Source organism: Microbulbifer maximicatervae (SeqCode), assembly GCF_052467615.1.
In genome coordinates, this window is sequence record NZ_CP174319.1 from 3,325,511 (window position 1) to 3,342,479 (window position 16,969).

The 16,969-nt window shown below is 52.0% G+C and carries 14 protein-coding genes; 2 read left to right on the forward strand and 12 right to left on the reverse strand.

Features of this window, described 5'->3' with window-relative positions; translation table 11 throughout:
* Window positions 1-52: 52 nt before the first annotated feature.
* Both mltF and ACJJIM_RS14720 read left to right on the forward strand, forming a co-directional pair.
* Window positions 53-1,531, forward strand: coding sequence for a membrane-bound lytic murein transglycosylase MltF (mltF, locus tag ACJJIM_RS14715; RefSeq protein WP_444911352.1), 1,479 nt, complete (start codon window positions 53-55; stop codon window positions 1,529-1,531).
* Between the two features lie 94 nt (window positions 1,532-1,625).
* Entirely contained in the window at window positions 1,626-2,030 is a 405-nt protein-coding gene (locus ACJJIM_RS14720; protein WP_444911353.1) for a hypothetical protein, read from the forward strand.
* A 25-nt stretch (window positions 2,031-2,055) separates the two neighbouring features.
* Here ACJJIM_RS14720 and ACJJIM_RS14725 read toward each other — a convergent pair whose 3' ends face one another.
* The 12 genes from ACJJIM_RS14725 to ACJJIM_RS14780 form a co-directional block, all read right to left on the reverse strand.
* Complete coding sequence (locus tag ACJJIM_RS14725) at window positions 2,056-2,709, reverse strand: TIGR04282 family arsenosugar biosynthesis glycosyltransferase (protein WP_444911354.1); 654 nt, start codon at window positions 2,707-2,709, stop codon at window positions 2,056-2,058.
* Complete coding sequence (locus ACJJIM_RS14730; RefSeq protein ID WP_444911355.1) at window positions 2,702-3,376, reverse strand: TIGR04283 family arsenosugar biosynthesis glycosyltransferase; 675 nt, start codon at window positions 3,374-3,376, stop codon at window positions 2,702-2,704. Before ACJJIM_RS14730 ends, ACJJIM_RS14725 begins: the two co-directional genes overlap by 8 nt.
* Window positions 3,376-4,851 carry a dihydrolipoyl dehydrogenase family protein gene (locus tag ACJJIM_RS14735; protein ID WP_444911356.1) on the reverse strand — a complete coding sequence of 492 codons (1,476 nt, stop codon included), beginning with the start codon at window positions 4,849-4,851 and terminating at the stop codon, window positions 3,376-3,378. The genes ACJJIM_RS14730 and ACJJIM_RS14735 overlap by 1 nt, the downstream gene beginning before the upstream one ends.
* Window positions 4,852-4,858: 7 nt before the next feature.
* Window positions 4,859-5,542: a TVP38/TMEM64 family protein gene (locus ACJJIM_RS14740; protein WP_444911357.1), complete on the reverse strand. Its 684-nt coding sequence runs from the start codon at window positions 5,540-5,542 to the stop codon at window positions 4,859-4,861.
* A gap of 32 nt (window positions 5,543-5,574) precedes the next feature.
* Window positions 5,575-6,522 (reverse strand): arsenosugar biosynthesis radical SAM (seleno)protein ArsS, encoded by a 948-nt coding sequence (gene arsS, locus ACJJIM_RS14745; RefSeq protein ID WP_444911358.1) that lies wholly within the window; start codon window positions 6,520-6,522, stop codon window positions 5,575-5,577.
* A 5-nt stretch (window positions 6,523-6,527) separates the two neighbouring features.
* Window positions 6,528-7,427 carry an S-methyl-5'-thioadenosine phosphorylase gene (mtnP, locus tag ACJJIM_RS14750; protein ID WP_444911359.1) on the reverse strand — a complete coding sequence of 300 codons (900 nt, stop codon included), beginning with the start codon at window positions 7,425-7,427 and terminating at the stop codon, window positions 6,528-6,530.
* 437 nt (window positions 7,428-7,864) lie between these two features.
* Window positions 7,865-8,584 (reverse strand): M12 family metallopeptidase, encoded by a 720-nt coding sequence (locus ACJJIM_RS14755; RefSeq protein ID WP_444911360.1) that lies wholly within the window; start codon window positions 8,582-8,584, stop codon window positions 7,865-7,867.
* 479 nt (window positions 8,585-9,063) lie between these two features.
* Window positions 9,064-9,936 carry a succinate--CoA ligase subunit alpha gene (gene sucD, locus ACJJIM_RS14760; protein ID WP_108734154.1) on the reverse strand — a complete coding sequence of 291 codons (873 nt, stop codon included), beginning with the start codon at window positions 9,934-9,936 and terminating at the stop codon, window positions 9,064-9,066.
* A gap of 2 nt (window positions 9,937-9,938) precedes the next feature.
* Complete coding sequence (gene sucC / locus ACJJIM_RS14765; RefSeq protein ID WP_282933818.1) at window positions 9,939-11,105, reverse strand: ADP-forming succinate--CoA ligase subunit beta; 1,167 nt, start codon at window positions 11,103-11,105, stop codon at window positions 9,939-9,941.
* A 161-nt stretch (window positions 11,106-11,266) separates the two neighbouring features.
* Entirely contained in the window at window positions 11,267-12,709 is a 1,443-nt protein-coding gene (gene lpdA / locus ACJJIM_RS14770) for a dihydrolipoyl dehydrogenase (RefSeq protein WP_282933819.1), read from the reverse strand.
* Between the two features lie 65 nt (window positions 12,710-12,774).
* A complete protein-coding gene (gene odhB / locus ACJJIM_RS14775) occupies window positions 12,775-13,974 on the reverse strand; it encodes a 2-oxoglutarate dehydrogenase complex dihydrolipoyllysine-residue succinyltransferase (protein ID WP_282933820.1) in 1,200 nt (399 codons plus the stop codon).
* A gap of 46 nt (window positions 13,975-14,020) precedes the next feature.
* Entirely contained in the window at window positions 14,021-16,852 is a 2,832-nt protein-coding gene (locus ACJJIM_RS14780) for a 2-oxoglutarate dehydrogenase E1 component (protein WP_282933821.1), read from the reverse strand.
* Window positions 16,853-16,969 lie beyond the last annotated feature (117 nt).

Below are 16,969 nucleotides of genomic sequence, written 5' to 3' on the forward strand. Positions count from 1 at the left end.
GCCTTAGGCACAACAGCAAATAAACCAACGGACTAGCTAGAGAGGACAGCCTATGATGATGAAAAGCCGTATGCTGCGCTACGTCCGCCGTGTGTGCAAAGGGATCGCCCTGTCCTGCTGCGCCTCCCTGCTGGTTGCCAGTAAAGCACCGAATACACTCGAGCGTGTCAAAGCCACCGGTGAATTGGTTGTCCTGTCACAAAACGGCCCCACCACTTATTACGAAGACGCCTCCGGCAACCCGACAGGCTTTGAATACGGCATGCTGCGTGCATTTGCTGAGGAGCTGGGGGTGAAATTGGTAATTCGCGACGTGCACGATCTGGACGAAATGTTCGATCAGCTGCGCGACCCGGAGGGTGGCGCGCACTTCGCAGCTGCCGGCCTCACGGTAACTCCAGAGCGTCGCGAACAAGTCCGCTTTACCCCATCCTATTTTGAGATTCGCCAACAGGTTATCTACCGAGTTGGCGAACAGCGGCCGCGCAAAACTAGCGATCTCGAAGGAAAAAAGGTCGCCGTCATTGCCGGCAGTGCTCACGCAGAAGAAATGAAGAAACTCTCCGCCCGCTATACCGAGTTGGATTGGGAGGAAGTTTCCGACGTGGACGCCATGGAATTGGTAGAGATGGTGCAGGAAGGAAAATACAATTATGCAATTGTCGATTCCAACGCCTATGCAGTTCACCGCGGCCTTTACCCAAACACTGCGGTTGCGTTCAACCTCACCCAGTTTCAGCCGGTTTCCTGGGCCTTCCCACAAAGTGATGACGACAGCCTCTATCGCAGTGCACGCCGCTTTATGTTGCGCGCCAATACCAATGGCATGATTGCCCAGTTGCGGGAAGAATTTTTCGGCCACGTCAGCGACCTAAATGTGGGCGGCGCCAAGGCCTTTGCCAAGCGCAGCCGCGAGCGCCTGCCCCAGTGGCGCGGCACCATGCAAAAGGTTGCCGACCAATATGACCTCGACTGGCACTTACTCGCGGCCCTCAGCTACCAGGAATCCTATTGGAATCCGCGCGCCCGCTCTCGCACCGGTGTACGCGGCCTGATGATGCTGACTCTGAACACCGCAAAAGATCTCGGTGTAAACCGCCTAAACCCCGAAGAGAGCATTGAGGGTGGTGCCCGCTATATCGTACAAATCCGCAACAAACTGCCGGATCGCATTCGCGAACCCGACAGAACCTGGATGGCACTGGCTGCCTACAACGTAGGCTATGGCCACCTTGAGGATGCCCGGGTACTGACAGAACGAATGGGCGGCAATCCAGATCTTTGGCCCGATGTGCGCGAACACCTGCCCCTTCTGGCCAAGCGTCAGTATTATAAGACCACCAAACACGGCTATGCCCGAGGCTGGGAACCGGTGACTTATGTACAGAATATCCGCCACTATCAAGCCCTTCTGAGCTGGAGTAGCCGCATCGAGGAACAACGACTGGCCGCAGCCAATGATGAAAACGGCGGGATCCTTGCTGAGAACAGCGCAGTGAATTCCGAAGCCAGCGCCGCCCCCGCTCTCTAATCCCCCTCTAGGCCAGCTTAGCCTGGCCGAAGAAAGCCCCAAATATCTCCACCTTAATCTATATTCATCTGGTCCCGATTGGAGTGCCTGAGCGATGGATAATCCAGATATGGTAAGAGAGATCGAGCAGTTTATTGACTACCTCGTGCAGGCCGGGGTGTACTGCAGAGAAGACGAACTGGAAAGTATCTACCACCGGGAAATGCAGGTCTTCATACTAGACCCTTCGGACCGGGTTACGGTGGCAGACAAAACGGCCTTCATCAATATGTTTAAAGCCAAGCGTGACGCGGGTGAACTACCTCTCAACGACTGGAAAAAAATTCACCACATAGTGGCAAATGAAAACAGTGCTTTAGTAATCTTCTCGCGGAAAAATAATTTGGCTGGCCAGGAGCAACTGTTAAAACTGGCGATAGATTTGGTGTATGAAGATGGGCGCTGGCAGGTCACGCGGGAAGTTATATTCCTAGAGCCAGCACTTCCTGGTTCAAGCTAGAAATACTTCTTACTCTCGATTACTTTTAATCTGCTTCCCGAAAATCTGCCAGACGCCTCGAAAGATTTCTAGGTAAAAACTGCAAATCCTCAGGATCATCAATATCCGCAAGCACATCCAATTGCTGACACTGCATATCACATTCCTGAAATCGCTCCAGGGTTTGCTGGGCAACGACTTCAGTACTCCAACATATATCTTCAAACAAGCGAGAATGCAGGTACTTCAAGCCCAACAGGGTGTAGCCACCATCATTTGCGGGATACATAACAGAGTCCGTGTGCACTAAGGCCACATCCGCAGCTCGGAGTCTTTCTGCATTTAATGCCGGGCAATCTGTCCCCATCAAAAAGAGCCCCTGGCCAGCGGCGTAAGAACTTTTTGCAGCCCGCCACAAGCGCTGACCGAGATCACCTTCTGACTGGCTGTAAAGCTTTACCCCCTGAGGCAATTTAAACTCCTGCCAGAAAGGGTGCCGGGAGTTAGGCGCAACATGTAGCTCGACAGGGCCCAGATCTGCCTTCACCGCTTCTGCCAATGTATCCTGTAATAACTGTAATGCGAGAGCGGCTGCGCCCTTCTCTCCCAAAGTAGGAATTAACCGAGTTTTTGCATACCCTGGCAACGGAGCCTTGGCCATCACTACAAGACGCATGGGCGGCAATAGAAAACTACTCATAGCGCTTTGCCAAACTCTCTGCTGATACGCCCCGCCAGTAATCAAAACGCAATCGCCACATCAATAAAATAGTTCTCAATACGCCGTACTTTTCCCAGCGACGCCCTGAGGTTTCTACTTTTTCCCGAGAACAATAGGGCCAGTAATAACCGCGCAAACGACGACTCAGCTCAATATCTTCCATCAACGGCTGCGCAGGGAATCCACCGATAGCTTCGAACAAACCACGGCGCACAAAAATGGCCTGATCCCCTGTAGCAATACCACTAAAACGAGAGCGCAAATTAACTAGAGTCGCAATCAAGGGAAACCAAAAACTGTGTCCGACAATTTGAATATTAAAACGCCCCCAGTGGGCATTCTCCTTTTCGAGGTTTGCGATGGACTTGAGGGCATCTGCGGGTAGACGGCTATCGGCATGCAAAAACACTAACCACTGACCTTTAGCCATTAACGCACCGGCATTCATCTGGACCGCCCTACCCCGAGTGGCGTGGACCAGCTGCAAACCAGACTGCTCTAAGATCTCAACACTACCATCGGTACTGCCGCCGTCTACGACAATAACCTCACAATCTTCCTGCGCGTTCAATTGCTGCAAGTGCTCCAGTAAAGAGGCTATTTGTTCCTTTTCATTTAATAGAGGGACTATCACACTGAATTGCATTAGTTGCGCCTCCAGCGGTTAAAAACCTCTAAGAAACGTAAAATAGCTGCTGGTGCGTGAGCACGTTTCCAATTGCCCGCGACAAATTTATTGGCTTCACTCATCGTGGGATAGATATGAATCGTTGAGAGTATCTTATTCAATCCCAGCCCATGTTTCATCGCCAAAATAAACTCCGCAATTAGTTCTGCAGCATTTTCCCCAACAATAGAAACACCTAGTATTTTATCTTTTCCCGGCACCGTAAGGACTTTGACAAATCCTCGCCGCGCACCATCGACTATAGCTCGGTCCAAATGCTCGATATCATAGCGGGTTATCTCGTAATTCACTCCCTGCTCACTAGCAGTTTTTTCAGAAAGGCCCACAGTCGCCACTTCCGGATCGACAAATACAGCACTGGGAACCAGAGAGTAGTCTACGGCAAATTTTTTAATATCACCAAAAAGGGCATTTACCGCTGCATACCAAGCTTGGTGTGAGGCCATATGGGTAAATTGGTATGGCCCTGCCACATCCCCAGCTGCAAGGATATGTGGATAGCGAGTTCGCAGGTAGCCATCAAGTTTCAACCTGCCATTATCCAGCAAGTCCAGGTTCTCGAGACCTTCGTCGGTTACTTTCGCCTTTCTGCCGAGAGCTAGTATCACCTCATCAAACTCGAGCTTAACCCTATCGCCCTTATTTTCTACAATGAGTATGCCTCCTTCTCGATCAGGAACACCTTCAAACTCAACAGCTTCGTGGTCTGTCAAAATTTTAACGCCATCCAGAGTAAGCGCCTCAGCGACGGCCGCAGATACGTCAGCATCCAACTCCAATAATATAGTGTCGGACCTCTCCACCAGAACCACTTCCGAACCCAACCTGGCCATGGCTTGTGCCAGCTCACAACCAATAGCTCCCCCACCCAGTAATACCAGCCTGTGGGGAGGGGTTTTTAACTGAGAAAACCGCTCCCATAAAGTATCACTGGTGAGGTAATTCACTTGATCGAGCCCAGGAAAAGGCGGAACACTCGGCTCGGCGCCAGTGGCTAGTACAATAGCCCTTGCCGTTAGGGTTTTCTCCCCTCCACTATTTAATTGGGTTTTAACTGTCCAAGGATCGATAAGCTCTGCAGTTCCCTTGAGCACTTCAACCCCCAGCTCGTTATAGCGCTCCACACTATCATTGGGTTCAATAGTTTTAATCGACTCCCTGATATGTTGCATAACCTGGGGAAAATTAATTGTTGGCTCATGGAGTACAACCCCAAATTCGCCCGCACATCTTGCCCTATGGGCCTGTCGCGCACACATAATCAATGCTTTACTGGGTACACAGCCGGTATTGAGACAATCTCCCCCCATTTTACCTGCTTCGATCAAAGTGACTTTTGCTTTTATCGCCGCAGAGATGTAAGCCGTAACCAGGCCCGCCGCACCACCACCAACGACAATTAAGTTACGATCAAACTTCTTAGGTTTCTGCATAATTAGATCATCCAGCCTGACGCCTGCGCTTAAGCCAGTTGAGCGCATATTTTGCAATTAAGGGAAATACACCCAAGAGAACAAAAGATAACAACAGTGGCAAAGATAAAATATCCTTGAGATTTTCCACTCTCATCAATTGAGTTCCCGCGTTTACGTAAACTATCGTACCCGCCAGCATCCCAAGCTGGCTAACCCAATAGAAAGTCCAGACTTTAATATGGGTGAGCCCCATCAGGATATTAATTAGGAAAAAAGGGAAAGCCGGCACCAATCGCAGCGCAAAAAGGTAAAATGCCCCCTCCCGCTCAATTCCCTTATTGACGACTTGAAGCCGCTCTGAGAAACGCCCCTGAATATAGTCTCGAAATAAATATCGAGCCATTAAAAAGGCCAGGGTGGCACCGATACTGGAAGCAAAAGAAACGATTACAGTACCCCAGAAAAGACCGAACAATGCGCCGGCTGCAATAGTTAGAATTGCTGCCCCGGGAAGTGATAAGCCAGTCACCAAAATATAGAAGACCAGAAACAAAAATCCGACTAAAAGCGGCGACGACATCTGCCAGCGCTTAAAGTCCTCCGCTCCATCCTTTAACTTTTCCAGGCTCAACCAGTGGTGCAGATTAAGCACGTAGAAAGCCACCACCAATACAACAATGGCGGCTACCAGCAGGATTTTTTTACTCATCGTTTTCAGGCTCCATCCGCCATAACAAAAAGCTAGAGAGCCCCACCACAACTACTGCCCTGCCCGGCTGTACAACCGTAACAGTGATCTGCAACGCAAATTGCCGCCCCCTTCAGATCCACCTCGATTAAATCTCGCAAATGTAATCGGCCAGGAATAGGCATGTTGAGTTGTTGGTTAAAATCACAATCAAATAGGTTTCCCTGCCAATCGACACTAACCAAGTTGCGACACATAACATCAGCGAGATTATCCGCACTGTAACTGTCTTTTAGTAGCGCCATATAATCGTGAAACTGCCCCTTGGAAACCAACATGGAACCAAAACGCTTGATTGGCATATTGGCGAGAGCGAACAAATGATTAAATTTAATGGAGAAGTGGTTCGCCAACTCTCTTCGGTAGTCCGCCTCCAAAGCACTTTGCTCCGGGGGTAAAAAGGGTCCCTGGGGGTTATAGACCAAGTTGAGCTCTAAGCCACTGCCGGGCTTGCCATAGCCCAATGCATTTAATTTTTGTAGCGCCGCAATACTCTTATCGAATACCCCTTTACCTCGTTGCTTATCGACATTATCGATTGAGTAACACGGCAGGGAGGCAACGACCTCAACCTGGTTTTCAGCGAGGAATTCAGCAGTATCTTCCTGGCCCGGCTCAAAAAGAACTGTCAGGTTACAGCGATCTATTACATGTACTCCGCGCTCTCGCGCCCCTCTTACAAGGGATCGAAAGCCCCAGTGCAATTCCGGGGCCCCACCAGTCACATCCAGCACACGGGGTTTACGGACCGTGAGAACTTCCAATAACAGCGCCAAATTTTCGTCCGACATCATCTCGGTTCGATTAGGTCCAGCATTGACGTGGCAGTGTAAACAGCGCTGATTACAACGGTAACCAATATTGACCTGTAAGGTCTCAATGGCCCCTCGGTGCAGAGAGGGGAAGTCCGATAGCTCCAGCAGGGGTAAGGTCTCACGCATCGATATCACTGCTCCATTTCTTCAAGCTCTGGTTCTGTCGGAGCAAGCAGTGGTTTTATTACAGCTTGTGTTTCCTCAGGCATAGCTTCGAGGGGAGTCACCAGACCGCTCAACAGTGCTGTATGAGCGGAGGACTCCGGTTGCTCAGCGCCTAAAATACGTATGGCTTCCATCGCAATCTGCTGCGCGCGCGTGGCATTTTGTTGAAGATTCGCAATCGCTACCTCTGCGGTTACTGCCTCCTCACGAGGGTGCCAACAATCATAGTCAGTAGCCATGGCCAGCGTGGCGTAAGCAATTTGTGCCTCCCGGGCCAACTTGGCCTCAGGCATATTGGTCATGCCGATAACCGACGCCCCCATACTTCGATACCAGTGGGACTCGGCACGGGTGGAAAACTGGGGACCCTCGATACAGATATAACTGCCACCCCGGTGTAACTCAATTGGCTGCTCTGCCTGGGTCAGCGTGAAAGCGCGCGCCAAACTATCAGCGACAGCAGAGCATACAGGGTCGGCCATGGACACATGGGCAACCGCACCATCTCCAAAAAAGGTACTCTGCCGCCGGCGAGTCATATCAATGAACTGATCGGGGATTAACATATCCAGTGGCCGTACTTCTTCCTGTAGGGAGCCCACAGCCGAGAGAGACAGGATGTAGCACACGCCGAGCTGGCGCAGGGCATGGATATTTGCCTGATAAGGCACTTGGGAGGGGATCAGGTGATGATTGCGACCATGACGGGCCAGGAAAGCTACTGGCACACCTGAGAGCTTACCGCAGACAATGGCGTCCGAAGTCCTGCCAAAGGGAGTGTCGATATGGACCTCCTCCACCTCAGTCAGCCCCGGCATATCGTAAAGACCACTTCCTCCAATCACCCCAATCAATGCCCTGGTCATATTCGCTCCTAAACAATTGGTTTTCGGCAGTATAGGAGTGGGGGCAAGTCGTGTATATCACCAGCTACAACAAAGGAGAATTAGCAAAGCAGCGGCATCTATATTACCTATACCCCCGACCGCTAAAATTTTACAGATGAGCTAGAGTTACGCTTTAGAATTTAGATCAATAGGACGCCACGATTTACGGCTTACGATAATGAATTTTTATCCACCACATTAAGAGCTGACAGTTAATAATCTGTCCGCCCCGAAAAGACAATCTTTTCCTAGCAAAACCCAACAAAGTCTTTTCTTAATTAATAGATATGAAATTGAACTTTAAAGAAGCCGCTACAGCTCAGCCCAACACCATGTAGCAACATAAAAAAGGGAGCAAAAAACTCCCTTATTTTTATTTCAAAAAAAATAATCGCATCGCACCCTAGTTCTTTCGGCTACATCAAAGGCCCGGCAAAAGATCTCGGCAGAGTCTGACGCTTGCCATCATAGAGATAAGAAAGCATATCCAAATCCCCAGCACTGGGATTCCAGGTAGAACTATTCACCTGATTGGCCGATATTTTACAGCCTCCCTCACGAGTGTTTTTTACAATCCCCAGTGCCCTTGCCTGGTCGTCATACATCATGATGGAGTTTCCATCAAAAGCAGAATTGTGTGTTAAAAACCGGGTGAGGGTTTGCACCCGAGTTTGCTTTTGCAAGGAGTCCAGTGTGTTCTTCACTGACAGAGGGGCGTCGGCACGCATGTGTTCGTGGGCCAAACCCAGTGTATGACCGATTTCATGGGGAAGGGAGGCAATCGCTGCTCTATTAGTTTTCCAATCTACACCACAATATTGATCGGTTTTATTGGTAAACCCTACCGTCGCACTACTGCGGTCGTCCTTAATGGTAACCACTCCACGGCCTGCCGCTCCAACCTGCAGAAACTTAATCGCTGCAAATCTGAACTTTCGATAAATGCAAATTTCCCAATGAGACATAGCCTTTTTTACCGAATTAACATAACCGGAATCTAAATTGGAGGGCACATAATATTTCACCACACCATTCGGCCAAACCCCACCTACCTCTTCATTCCTATCCAAAGAAAATCCACCAAAGTCTATCTTATAGGATATTTTTCGAATATTTTTATCTATAGCTAGCCCCATGCTGACGCACCTCCTGAAAAGTTATTTTCGCTGCCATAACGAGAACCAACACTGCCGCACCAAATTCGGCAAGTCAAAACTCACCCGACAGAAATAGAAAACAAAAAGAGGGGAGAGATCACAAAAAACCTTTTCCAAACACCAAAACCAAAATCGATTTCTGTAATAAAAAATATTCAAATATTTTCAACAAGCAACCAAAAGAGCTAGGAACCACAAGAAAAGCCTTACAAAACGCAGACTTACGTGACCTATAGATAGAAGTACAAAAATGAAGAGAGAATGAAAATCAACTTTCAGCGAAAAAAAGAAAACTTAACAACAGATAAAACTGTAAACACCATGAAAATGTAAAGATAGGTAAAAATATTTACTGGGGGAGCCCAGCGCAACCCTGCCTAATTTGACCCGACTTTATACAGCCATAAAAAAAGCCACCCAATGGGTGGCTTTTTTGAAAACTAAAAGTTGGCAATTCCTTACCAGCCAGTAATTTCCTTCAGAGCGTCGCCGATCTGAGCCAGGGAGCGCACGGTTTTAACACCAGCGTCTTCCAGAGCAGCAAATTTCTCATCGGCGGTGCCTTTACCACCAGAGATGATCGCGCCCGCGTGACCCATACGCTTGCCGGGAGGAGCAGTTACACCAGCGATGTAGGAAACTACAGGCTTGGTAACATTTTCCTTGATGTAAGCAGCTGCTTCTTCTTCAGCAGTGCCACCGATCTCACCGATCATAACGATTGCTTCGGTCTGCGGATCGTTCTGGAACATTTCCAGGATATCGATGAAGTTGGAACCCGGGATGGGGTCACCACCGATGCCCACACAGGTGGACTGGCCAAAGCCGTAGTCGGTGGTTTGCTTAACCGCTTCATAGGTCAGGGTACCGGAACGGGAAACGATGCCCACTTTACCCGGCTTGTGGATGTGACCTGGCATAATACCGATCTTGCACTCACCCGGAGTGATAACACCCGGGCAGTTCGGGCCGATCAGGCGCACGCCCAGCTCGTCGCACTTCACTTTAGCGTCGAGCATATCCAGAGTCGGAATACCTTCGGTGATACAAACAATCAGCTTGATACCAGCGTTGGCCGCTTCCAGGATGGAATCCTTACAGAAAGGCGCAGGTACGTAGATTACGGAAGCTTCAGCGCCGGTCTTCTCTACCGCTTCTTTAACGGTGTCGAATACTGGCAGGCCCAGGTGAGTCTGGCCGCCTTTACCCGGAGTTACACCACCAACCATCTTGGTGCCGTAAGCAATCGCTTGCTCGGAGTGGAAAGTACCCTGGGAGCCGGTGAAGCCCTGGCAGATTACTTTAGTGTCTTTGTTAATCAATACTGACATGATTATTTACCCTCCGCAGCTTTAACCACTTGCTGAGCCGCATCGGTCAGACTGGTAGCCGCGATAATGTTCAGGCCACTGTCGCTCAGAACCTTGGCGCCCAGATCTGCGTTGTTACCTTCCAGGCGAACAACAACCGGTACTTTAACGCCAACTTCTTTTACTGCGCCCACAACGCCTTCGGCGATCATGTCACAGCGAACGATACCACCGAAGATGTTGATCAGTACGGCTTTTACGTTCTCGTCAGACAGGATGATCTTGAACGCTTCAACAACGCGCTCTTTGGTCGCGCCGCCGCCAACGTCCAGGAAGTTAGCTGGCTTGCCGCCGTGCAGGTTTACGATGTCCATGGTACCCATGGCCAGACCAGCACCGTTTACCATGCAGCCGATGTTGCCATCGAGAGCTACGTAGTTCAGGTCGAACTTGGCAGCGTGCGCTTCACGGGAATCTTCCTGGGAAGGATCGTGCATTTCACGCAGGTCAGCGTGGCGGTACAGCGCGTTGCTGTCGATTACCACTTTGGCGTCCAGGCAGTGCAGGTTGCCTTCGGTGGTGATTACCAGCGGGTTGATTTCCAGCAGGGCCAGATCTTTTTCCTGGAACATTTTTGCCAGGCCGAGGAAGATCTTGGTGAACTGCTTAACCTGAGTCGGGTTCAGGCCCAGTTTGAAAGCCAGCTCGCGCGCTTGGTAAGGCTGAGCGCCTACCAGTGGATCGATGGTGGCTTTCAGGATTTTTTCTGGAGTCTCTTCCGCTACTTTCTCGATCTCAACGCCGCCTTCGGTGGAAGCCATGAAAACGATACGACGGGTGGAGCGGTCAACAACGGCGCCAAGGTACAGTTCTTGGTCGATGTCAGTGCAGCTTTCAACCAGGATACGGGAAACCGGCTGGCCATTTTCGTCTGTTTGATAAGTTACCAGACGCTCGCCCAGCCACTTCTTGGCAAACTCTTCAATCTCTGCCTTGGAATCTACCAGCTTTACACCGCCAGCCTTACCGCGGCCACCAGCGTGTACCTGGGCCTTTACTACCCACTTATCACCGCCAATTTCGTCAGCCGCTGCTGCTGCCGCTGCCGGGGTTTCCGCTGCAATGCCTTTGGAAACCGGCAATCCGTATTCCGCAAACAGTTGTTTGCCCTGATACTCATGCAAGTTCATAGTCAATACCAATTCACATATAAAATGTGTTTACTAATTGCAGATCACTCTGCACCTGAAAGAGAAATTTAAAATTTCCGTCGTTGCAAATTTCAAATTCCACAAATGAAACCGGGGCGCTAATTAATCAATAATTAGTGCCCCGAAATCGAAAAATATTCTTACTTGCGCTTCTTGCGATTTACGGTGTGAATCGCATGGCCGTTCACTCCCAGCGCCGCTTCTTTCACAGTTTCGGAAAGAGTCGGGTGCGCAAATACCGTCATACCGATGTCTTCAGCACTGGAGCCGAATTCCATCGCGATCGCCACTTGCTGAACCAGGTCTGCGGCAGACGGGCCAACAATATGGGCACCCAGTACGCGGTCAGTTTCCGCGTGAGCAATGATTTTCACAAAGCCCTGGGTATCGTTGGCGGCCATAGCGCGGCCGTTGATAGCAAACGGGAAGCTGCCTACGTTGTAGGGCTCGCCATCGGCCTTCACCTGCTCTTCGGTGCGACCAACCGCAGCGATTTCCGGGTGAGTGTAAATAACGTTGGGAATCACGTCGTAGTTCATCATCGGCTTCTGGCCAGCGATACGCTCGGCAACCACAACACCTTCTTCTGAGGCCTTGTGTGCCAGCATCGGGCCGCGTACCACGTCACCAATCGCCCATACGCCCGGTGCAGAAGTCATGCACAGGTCGTTGACATAGATGAATCCACGCTCGTCCATCTTCACACCGGCATCTTCAGACAGAAGGCCTTCGGTGTAAGGGCGACGACCAACGCAAACGATCAGCTTGTCGAAAGTTTCCTGGTGCTCTTTACCATCTTTGTCCTGGTAAGTAACAACCACTTCTTCGCCTTTCACTTCGGAGCCGGTTACGCGGCAAGCGAGGCGGATATCCAGGCCCTGCTTCTTGAAGATCTTCTGGGACTCTTTGGCAACCTGTTGGTCCATGATCGCCAGGAACTTGTCCATCGCTTCAAGAACAACCACTTCGGAGCCCAGGCGGTTCCATACAGAACCCAGCTCCAGACCGATAACGCCGGCACCGATAACACCCAAACGCTTTGGAGTTTCAGCGAATTCCAGTGCACCGGTGGAATCGACAATAATTTTGTTGTCTACCGGAGCGGGCGGAATATTTACCGGTACAGAACCGGAAGCCAGAATGACATTTTCAGCTTCGTAAACGGTGCTGTTGCCTTCGTCGTCGGTTACTTCCACTTTCTTGTTCGCCAGCAGTTTGCCGGTGCCGAAAATGGAGGTCACTTTATTGGCGGTGAACAGACCTGCTACACCACCGGTCAGTTTCTTAACGATCTCGCCTTTGCGCTCGATCATCTTGCTCACATCCATCTTGACCTTGCCGACTTCAATGCCGTGCACGTCGAGAGCATCTTTGGCTTCGTGGTATTTCCAGGAGCTGTCCAGCAGTGCCTTGGAAGGAATACAGCCAACGTTCAGGCAGGTACCGCCATTTACGTATTTACCTTCCTTGTTTTTCCACTTTTCGATACAAGCCGTTTTCAAGCCCAACTGAGCGGCACGGATGGCAGCGACATAACCACCAGGACCGGAGCCAATTACGATTACGTCAAATTTTTCGGACATGATCAGTTCCAGATATTTCTAATGCAGTGTGATCGAGGGGGCCCGCAGGCCCCAAGATTTATTGTTTAAACTTCGAGCAAGATACGCGCTGGATCTTCGATCATTTCCTTGATCGCTACCAGGAAGCCAACCGCTTCCTTACCATCGATCAGACGGTGGTCATAGGACAGCGCCAGGTACATCATCGGCAGGATTTCCACCTTGCCATTTACCGCCATCGGGCGCTCCTGGATTTTGTGCATACCCAGAATTGCAGTTTGCGGTGGATTCAAAATCGGAGTGGACAGCAGGGAACCGAATACACCACCGTTGGTGATGGTAAAGGTACCGCCAGTCATCTCTTCGATAGACAGTTTGCCATCCCGGGCGCGAACACCCAGATCGCGGATATTGTTTTCCATATCCGCCAGGCCCATGTTCTCCGCATTGCGCAGAATCGGCACGACCAGGCCTTTCGGAGAGGAAACCGCTACACCGATATCCTGGTAACCGTGGTAAACGATATCGTTGCCGTCGATAGACGCGTTCACTGCGGTGTAACGCTTCAGCGCCTCTACTGCAGCTTTCACGAAGAAGCCCATAAAGCCCAGGCGAGTGCCGTTGTGGGTCTTCTCGAACAGGTCTTTGTAGTTCTTGCGCAGGTCCATAATCGGCTTCATGTTCACCTCGTTAAAGGTGGTGAGCATGGCGGTGGACTGGGAAGCGTCCAGCAGGCGCTCAGCGATACGCTTGCGCATACGGGTCATGGGAACGCGCTTCTCTACGCGCTCACCCGGAGCAACCGCAACTTCAGCAACAGCGGCGGCAGGTGCAGCAGCGGCAGCCGGCGCAGTGCCCGCTTTCATTACGTCTTCCTTGAGAACGCGACCACCCTTGCCAGTGCCTTCAACACCGGCCAGGTCTACGCCCTTCTCAGCAGCCATTTTCTTGGCAGATGGCATGGCAATTTTGTCGCCAGCCGCAGGAGCTGCGGCTTCGGCAGCCGGAGCTTCTGCTTTTTCTTCCGCCGGGGCAGCAGCTGCGCCAGCGCCCGCTTCAAACTTGGCAATCACCTCATTGGAGAGAACGGTATCGCCCTCACCCTTGATGATTTCAGTCAGGGCACCATCGGCAGGTGCAACAACTTCCAGCACAACTTTATCGGTTTCGATATCCACGATCAGTTCATCGCGGGACACAGCTTCACCTGGTTGTTTATGCCAGGTGGCGACAGTTCCGTCCTGAACTGATTCAGGGAAAGTTGGCGCTTTAATCTCGATCGTCATTTTTTCTGTTTCCTGAGATTGACTCTTCACTTATTACTGCCGCCGGTTATTTGACGGTCAGCGCCTCGTTGATGAACTTATTCTGTTCTTCAAGGTGCGTGGACATATAGCCCGCCGCAGGTGCTGCGGATGGGGCGCGGCCCACATATTCCAGATCCAGCTTCGGGTGGGTTTCCGACAACAGGCGACGCAAGTGGTGCTGGCTGGAGTACCAGGCGCCCTGATTCATGGGCTCTTCCTGACACCAGGCAACACTCTTGATCTTCTTGAATGCGGAAACCGCTTCCACAAACTCTTCGTCCGGGAATGGGTACAGCTGCTCGATTCGTACGAACGCCACATCTTCCTGTTCGCGCTCCATACGGGCTTCCAGCAGGTGGTAGTAAACCTTGCCGGAACACAGAACCACACGCTTCACTTTGTCTGGATCTACACCCTGGTCCTGGATCACGTTGTGGAAGCGACCTTCTGCCAGCTCTTCCAGGCTGGAGGTGGCCAACTTGTGACGCAGAATCCACTTTGGACTCATAATCACCAGAGGACGGCGCATTGGGCGCACCGCCTGGCGACGCAGCAGGTGGAAGATCTGTGCCGGGGTAGTGGCGTTACACACCTGGATATTGTGCTCCGCACACAGCTGCATAAAGCGCTCAAGACGCGCAGAGGAGTGCTCTGGGCCCTGGCCTTCGTAACCGTGCGGTAACAGCATTACCAGGCCGCACATACGGCCCCACTTGTGCTCACCGGAAGTGATGAACTGGTCGATCACAACCTGGGCACCGTTGGCGAAGTCACCAAACTGGGCTTCCCACACCACCAGGGACTTTGGTGTCGTGGTGGCGTAGCCGTATTCAAACGCCAACACCGCCTCTTCGGACAGCAGCGAGTCGTAGATATAGAAAGGCGGCTGGTCTTCAAACATATGCTGCAAAGGCACATAGCTCTGACCGTCTTTCTGGCTGTGAACCACCGCGTGGCGGTGGGAGAAGGTACCGCGACCCACATCTTCACCGGTAAAGCGGACCATAAAGCCCTCTTCCAGCAGAGTGCCGTAAGCCAGGGTTTCCGCCATGCCCCAGTTCAGAGGCAGGGCGCCACCGGCCATTTTGCGGCGGTCTTCATAAATTTTGGAGACCTGGCGCTGCATTACCACGCCATCGGGCACGTTGGTCATGCGAGTGGCGACATCCTGCAGCTTCGGCAGCGCATAGCCGGTATCTGCAGGCACCTGCCAGTCGTGGCCCAGATAGGGGCTCCAGTCCACAAACATGGAGGAGTCCGGCTTCTTCACAAGACCGGTAGCAACGTCTTCACCGGCATCCAGCTTATCGCGGTAATCGTTGGCCAGCTTGTCTGCGGCAACCTTGTCCAGGATGCCCTCGCCCACCAGCTTCTCGGAATAGAGAGTGCGGGTAGTCTTGTGCTTGCGGATGGTCTGGTACATCAGCGGCTGGGTACCAGAGGGGTCATCGGTCTCGTTGTGGCCGCGACGACGGTAGCAGACCAGGTCGATAACGATATCTTTCTTAAATTCGTAGCGGTAGTCCACCGCCAGCAGCGCGGCCAATACGACCATTTCCGGGTCGTCGCCATTTACGTGCAGCACCGGCGCATCGATCATCTTAGCGGGATCGGTGGAGTACTCAGTGGAGCGGGCATCTTCACGCTTGCTGGTGGTAAAGCCCACCTGGTTGTTCAGTACGATGTGCACAGTACCGCCGGTGTAGTAACCGCGGGTCTGGGACATCTGCAGGGTTTCCTGCACCACACCCTGGCCGGCAAAAGCCGCGTCGCCATGGATGTTGATCGGCATTACTTTCTCACCGGTCGCATCTTTGCGGCGATCCTGGCGGGCGCGTACGGAACCCACTACCACGGGCGCACTGATTTCCAGGTGCGACGGGTTAAAGGCCAGGGCCAAGTGCACTTCCCCACCGGGAGTCATCACGTTGGAAGAGAAGCCCTGGTGGTACTTCACGTCACCGGAAGTATCGAGGGTCTTCTTGCCTTCAAACTCCTGGAACAGATCCGCAGGGTTTTTACCGAGGATATTAACCAGGGTATTCAGGCGGCCGCGGTGGGCCATACCGATCACCACTTCCTTCACCCCGTAGGTGCCGGAGCGACGGATCAGAGCGTCCATCATCGGGATCAGGCTCTCACCACCCTCTACACCAAAGCGCTTGGTGCCGGGGTACTTGGAATCCAGGTGGCGCTCCAGGCCTTCGGCGGCGGAAAGACGCTGCAGGATTTCAATCTGGATGTCGGTGCCGAAGTTGGCTTTAGACTGGCTGCGCTCAAGGCGCTGCTGGAACCACTGCTGCTCTTCCAGGTTGGAGAGATGCATGATCTCCGCACCCAGATTGCCACAGTAGGTATTCTCCAGACCCTCGACGATTTCACGCAGGGTCGCCTCTTCTTTACCGAGGAACAGGCTACCGGTATTGAAGGTGGTATCGAAATCACCCTCAGTCAGGCCGTGGTAGCTCAGTTGCAGGTCGGGCACTTGTTCGCGAGCCATCAAGCCCAGGGGGTCAAGGGTCGCTTTTTTATGGCCGCGATGGCGGTAGGAATCGATCAGTTGCAGAACTTTAATCTGCTTGCGCTCGTGCTCAATATTGGCAGAGCCGGCCGCACCGGGAGCGGCCACCGGACGCGCGCGGTGTTTGCTGAGCAGCTCAAAGTGCTGGCGAACAGCGGCGTGGGAAACATCGCTGCTGCCCTCAACGCGGGGGAGGCTATCGAAATAATTGCGCCACTCCTCGGGGACACCGTTGGGGTCGTGCAGATAGGTCTCGTAAAGCTCCTCCACGTAGGCAGCATTGCCCCCGGAGATATGGGAGCTACGCCACAGCTGCTCCATGGTACTTTCGTGCATGTTGATGCCTACCTCAATTGCAGTGTGCTTATCTTCTCTTGAGCCACTGCGCTTTCCTTTCACTCACAAAAGGGGAGGCGCACAAAGCCACCTCCCCTTTTCAGTTTTTTACCGGTT

What these genes read in the sequence shown, in the direction of transcription:
- ACJJIM_RS14740 (WP_444911357.1), bottom strand. Translation starts at nt 5,542, where the DNA reads ATGAGTAAAAAAATCCTGCTGGTAGCCGCCATTGTTGTATTGGTGGTG.
- sucD (WP_108734154.1), bottom strand. Translation starts at nt 9,936, where the DNA reads ATGTCAGTATTGATTAACAAAGACACTAAAGTAATCTGCCAGGGCTTC.
- sucC (WP_282933818.1), bottom strand. Translation starts at nt 11,105, where the DNA reads ATGAACTTGCATGAGTATCAGGGCAAACAACTGTTTGCGGAATACGGA.
- ACJJIM_RS14735 (WP_444911356.1), bottom strand. Translation starts at nt 4,851, where the DNA reads ATGCAGAAACCTAAGAAGTTTGATCGTAACTTAATTGTCGTTGGTGGT.
- lpdA (WP_282933819.1), bottom strand. Translation starts at nt 12,709, where the DNA reads ATGTCCGAAAAATTTGACGTAATCGTAATTGGCTCCGGTCCTGGTGGT.
- mtnP (WP_444911359.1), bottom strand. Translation starts at nt 7,427, where the DNA reads ATGACCAGGGCATTGATTGGGGTGATTGGAGGAAGTGGTCTTTACGAT.
- ACJJIM_RS14755 (WP_444911360.1), bottom strand. Translation starts at nt 8,584, where the DNA reads ATGGGGCTAGCTATAGATAAAAATATTCGAAAAATATCCTATAAGATA.
- ACJJIM_RS14780 (WP_282933821.1), bottom strand. Translation starts at nt 16,852, where the DNA reads ATGCACGAAAGTACCATGGAGCAGCTGTGGCGTAGCTCCCATATCTCC.
- odhB (WP_282933820.1), bottom strand. Translation starts at nt 13,974, where the DNA reads ATGACGATCGAGATTAAAGCGCCAACTTTCCCTGAATCAGTTCAGGAC.
- ACJJIM_RS14720 (WP_444911353.1), top strand. Translation starts at nt 1,626, where the DNA reads ATGGATAATCCAGATATGGTAAGAGAGATCGAGCAGTTTATTGACTAC.
- ACJJIM_RS14725 (WP_444911354.1), bottom strand. Translation starts at nt 2,709, where the DNA reads ATGAGTAGTTTTCTATTGCCGCCCATGCGTCTTGTAGTGATGGCCAAG.
- ACJJIM_RS14730 (WP_444911355.1), bottom strand. Translation starts at nt 3,376, where the DNA reads ATGCAATTCAGTGTGATAGTCCCTCTATTAAATGAAAAGGAACAAATA.
- arsS (WP_444911358.1), bottom strand. Translation starts at nt 6,522, where the DNA reads ATGCGTGAGACCTTACCCCTGCTGGAGCTATCGGACTTCCCCTCTCTG.
- mltF (WP_444911352.1), top strand. Translation starts at nt 53, where the DNA reads ATGATGATGAAAAGCCGTATGCTGCGCTACGTCCGCCGTGTGTGCAAA.